Below are 4,145 nucleotides of genomic sequence, written 5' to 3'. Positions count from 1 at the left end.
CGATTCTCGCCATATCCCATCACCGGAGGGTGCCGTGTGTGCATGGGGTCAGACATCGGGCTTCGGTCGGTCTCGGACCGTCGCACTCCGGGATAGGTGATCATCTACTCGGTATGTTATTTAAAGAGTCGTATTTTATCTGCGCACTTATATCGTACTCCCCATCTTTTTGAAGGAGTATTTGTCGCGTATCCCGGCTCCGATACCTCTTCTGCGGTTTTTTTGAAAAAAATAGATATTTTCAGCCTGTCCAAACCTCTCGTTTCCTTTTAAATCTGAAAAATGGGTTTATTTATGGAAAAAATTGGTAATTATGGGTTGATATTCCTGGCTTCACCTGAGAAGGGACGAAAAGAACCGTCCTGCGAGTCCCTGCCGCAGTCCGATCGCCCTGTTTTCGCACATCTCATGGCAACAGTAGCAGCGGATGCAGGCCGTTTCATCGATTATGGCCCTGCCCTCCTCGATGCTGATCGCCGCGACCGGGCAGGCGCGGGCGCACCTGCCGCAACCGGTGCAGTGTTCGGGGTCAGGCACCGGCGTCGGCCTGATCTCCGTCCCCCGCCGGTGGAGGAAGGAGAGGATCTGCCTGTTGAGGAAGGGGACGGCCGGGGCTGACGGGTGGGTGGATGCCTTCCTGAAGTCGGGCACTGTCACGGCCGCGGGGTCGTCGCCGATCACCCCGACCTCCCTGAAGTCCGGGTTGACCCATCCGCGCTCCGCGGCACTCCTGATAGTCCCGATGTCGGCAGGGTCCATCCCCATCAACCGGGAAGTGACGATGTCGACCGCCGTCGCATTCGCACCCGCAAGGACGGCGCCGATAGGCCGCGGCGACCCCGACATCGGGCCGTCCCCTTCCATACCGACGATCGCGTCCATGATATGGAGGGCCGGGTGCACCAGGGTGTTGAGGTCGAGGAGCATCCCCGCAAACTCCTGCGGGTCCCTGAACCTCGCGTGGAAGACCGGTTTCTCGAGGCCGGGGATCACGCCGAAGAGGTTCTTGACGGCGCCTGAGTAGCCGGTGAAGAGGTGGGTCTTCGCCTTCGAGACGACGACGACCGCGTCGGCGTCGAGGGCGGCGTCGATGATGGAGAAGCGCTTCATCACCTCACCCTCGGGGAAGGGGACGGTCGTCGACGAGGTCGCGGTGGAGAGGGAGACCCCCGGTATCGCGGCCGCACCGGCAAAGCCGGACTTTTCATAGGCCCGCTCAAGGTTCTTCCGGGTGTAGCGCGTCCCCGCCCCCGGGGAGTCGGCGATGACGACCGTGCAGCCGTGGTCTGCAAGCAGATGTGCGACCGCCTTCACGACCGCAGAGTGGGTGGTGACCGCCTGCCTGGACTCCGCGCCCATCAGGAGGTTGGGCTTGAGGAGCACCCGGCTCCCCCGCGGGACGAAGGCCCCGACCCCGCCGATGAGGCCGACCGCCCGCTCCACCGCGGCATAGACCTGTTCTTCGTCGTACGTCCGGCAGTGGACGAGGGCGACCTCTTTTGCCGGGGGGTCTGCTGGCGTCATCGTACCAACTCATCTCTTTGTGGTCGGAAAAAAGGATCTGCACCTGGCGGTGTGGGAGTTCGGGATTGACTTTTTTCCATGCGAACTTTAGAGAAAGGAAATGGATCTGGATTGGACCGGGGGGCTGCCGCCCCCCAGACCCCCTGCCATTAGGATAGGGACGGAATGATAATTCCTCTCATCCTGCCCTGCCTTCCCCGGACCAATCCTGAGCGGGGGTCCGGTGGATGCGACCGAAGGGAGCCTGAGAAAACGGAAAATCGAAGATTTTCTCGTTCAGGCACATCTTTGATGTGCACTGAGACGAAGTCTTCGAGGCAGTCCCCCGGCGAACTGTAGAGGAAGGCGGTGGATCCGCGCGTCTTCTATGCTGAAATCCCTTCACCGCTCTTCGCGGACCATCGTGATCGCTTTCTTCGGGCAGACATTGGCGCAGACGCCGCAGCCCTTGCAGAAGTCGAGGTCTATGTTGAGTTCCTCGTCGATCACGCCGTCGGGACAGTGGATAGCGCAGATCCCGCACTGGTTGCACTTCTCCCTGTCCACGACCGGGCGGAAGACCCGCCACGACCCGGTGAGCCCGCAGGCCCCGGCCTTCGGTCTGCTCAGTGCAAGCCGCTCTCTCATATGACCATCTCCTTGTAGGCGGCCTCGGCCACCTGCACGTTCCGCTCGTCGGAGAACATCTCCCTGATCGCCTGCTTTGCCGACTCGAAGGAGACGATGCCGAGTTTTGCCGCCGCCCCCAGGAAGGGGGTGTTCACGATCGGCGTCCCCGCGATCGCCAGGTTCTTTGCCAGGGCGATGCCGGTGAGGTCGACGTGGTGCGCGGCAAATCCCGGGAACTCGTGGGGGTGCTCGGAGTTGACGAGCACCTTCCCGCCCGCCTTGAGGCCCTGGAGGACGTCCACCGTCTCCATCACCGAAGCGTCGAGGACGACGACCATGTCCGGGTTCCTGATCTGGGAATAGATCTTGATCGGGGCGTCGTCGATCCGCACAAAGGAGACGACAGGTGCGCCCCGGCGCTCTGCCCCGTAGAAGGGGCATGCGGTTGCGTGCTTCCCGTCCCTGAACGCCGCAAGGGCGAGGAGACGGGCCGCGGTCACGCCGCCCTGCCCGCCGCGGGAGTGGATCCTGATCTCGTACATTATTCGCTCACCCCGAACCACATCTCTTCGCCGATCTTCCGGTCCCGCACGAAGCCCGCGATATCGTCGTACGTGACCTCCTGGCCGCCGAGACCGGCGATCACGTTGTAGCACTCGATGCCGGTCTTCGCCTTGATCGAGGCCGCCACCACGCCTCCGAAACCGAAGGAGTAGTCGCGGTCGATGACCACGACCTCCTTCCCTTTCAGGTCGAGGTCGGGGAAGGGCCTGAACCAGCGCAGCCGCATCGACCCGGCCTTGATACCCTCCTTGCGGAGGATGTCTATGGCCACCTCGGCCTCCTTGCCGAGGGTGCCCATCGAGACGACGACGACGTCGGCGTCCTCGCACTGGTAGTCCTCGGTCGGGCCGTATTTCCTGCCGAACCGGCGGGCGAACTCCTCCTCTGTCTCGCGGATCACGTCCCGTGCGTCCCGCATCGAGCGCTCCATGTCCCACCTGAACTTGAAGTAGTCGGCAGGCCCGGTCATGGGGCCGTAGCCCATCGGGTTGTTCACGTCGATCGCGTACGGCAGTCTGATCGGCGGGATGAAGTCGCCGGGTTCGACGGTGTCCAGGGACTGCATGATATGGGAGAGGGAGAAGCCATCGAGGTTGACCATCACCGGCAGGAGGACGCGCTCGTCCTCGGCGATGCGGAAGGCCATCAGGGTGGCGTCGTAGGCCTCCTGGACAGTCCCGACATAGACCTGCAGCCAGCCCGTGTCGCGCTGGGAGAAAGCGTCCGTGTGCTCGGCCCAGGTGTTCCACCCCGGCCCGAGGGCGCGGTTCACGTTTGCCATCACGATGGGCAGGCGGGCCCCCGCGGCCCAGTGGAGCATCTCGTGCATGTACAGTAGGCCGTGGGAACTCGTCGCCGTAAAGGTCCGCACACCGGTTACCGATGCGCCGATACACGCGGCCATCGCCGAGTGCTCGCTCTCCACCGGGATGTACTCGGTCTCGATCTCCTTGTTGGCGACGTAGTTTGCGATCTGTTCGATGATCTCGGTCTGCGGCGTGATCGGGTAGGCGGCGACGACAGACGGGTGCGCCTGTTTCACCGCCGCGGCGACGGCCTTGTTCCCTGTCGAGATGATCAGCATATTCCTTCCTCCTCTTTCCTGATCCTCTCCAGGTTCTTGTTCAGGGCCTGCTGGAGTTCGGCGATGATCTCGGGGGTCGCCTTCTTGAAACGGCCCTGGCCCTTCAGGTATTCTTCGAGGGGCAGCGGGTTTTTCATCGCGGCCTTCGAGGGCCCGGAGACGGTCAGCTTCCCGTACTCCCTCTCCCAGAGCACCCACGACCCGGTCTTCACCGCGAGTTTGCCCATCTCGATCGTGCGGTCGGACTCGTAGCGCCAGCCCGGCGGGCAGGGCGCAAGGATGTGGATGAACTTCGGCCCTTCGATGGAGAGCGCCTTCTTGACCTTCTTGTACAGGTCGAGGGGGTAGGCGCTGCACGCCGTCG

At 62.9% G+C, this 4,145-nt stretch carries 4 protein-coding genes and 1 pseudogene; all 5 read right to left on the bottom strand.

Translation table 11 applies throughout. From position 1 onward, the window contains the following. Positions 1 to 333 precede the first annotated feature (333 nt). Entirely contained in the window at positions 334 to 1,524 is a 1,191-nt protein-coding gene (locus PHP59_RS11695; RefSeq protein ID WP_300167199.1) for a DUF362 domain-containing protein, read from the bottom strand. Positions 1,525 to 1,905: 381 nt separating this feature from the next. Continuing rightward, the gene (locus tag PHP59_RS11690; RefSeq protein WP_067047460.1) at positions 1,906 to 2,151 is read right to left on the bottom strand and encodes a 4Fe-4S binding protein; all 246 of its coding nucleotides are present in this window, start codon (positions 2,149 to 2,151) and stop codon (positions 1,906 to 1,908) included. Then, positions 2,148 to 2,675, bottom strand: a complete 528-nt coding sequence (locus tag PHP59_RS11685) for a 2-oxoacid:acceptor oxidoreductase family protein (protein WP_300167195.1) — start codon at positions 2,673 to 2,675, stop codon at positions 2,148 to 2,150. Before PHP59_RS11685 ends, PHP59_RS11690 begins: the two co-directional genes overlap by 4 nt. Beyond that, positions 2,675 to 3,781: a transketolase C-terminal domain-containing protein gene (locus PHP59_RS11680; protein ID WP_300167193.1), complete on the bottom strand. Its 1,107-nt coding sequence runs from the start codon at positions 3,779 to 3,781 to the stop codon at positions 2,675 to 2,677. Before PHP59_RS11680 ends, PHP59_RS11685 begins: the two co-directional genes overlap by 1 nt. After that, positions 3,775 to 4,145, bottom strand: a pseudogene (locus PHP59_RS11675) (pyruvate synthase subunit beta); the annotation flags it as partial. The gene PHP59_RS11680 and the pseudogene PHP59_RS11675, both read right to left, overlap by 7 nt.

Origin of the sequence: Methanofollis sp., from assembly GCF_028702905.1 — an archaeon.
Classification (GTDB): domain Archaea; phylum Halobacteriota; class Methanomicrobia; order Methanomicrobiales; family Methanofollaceae; genus Methanofollis.
The sequence above is the reverse complement of the archived record's forward strand: the minus strand, read 5'-3'. Positions and strand labels throughout refer to the sequence as shown.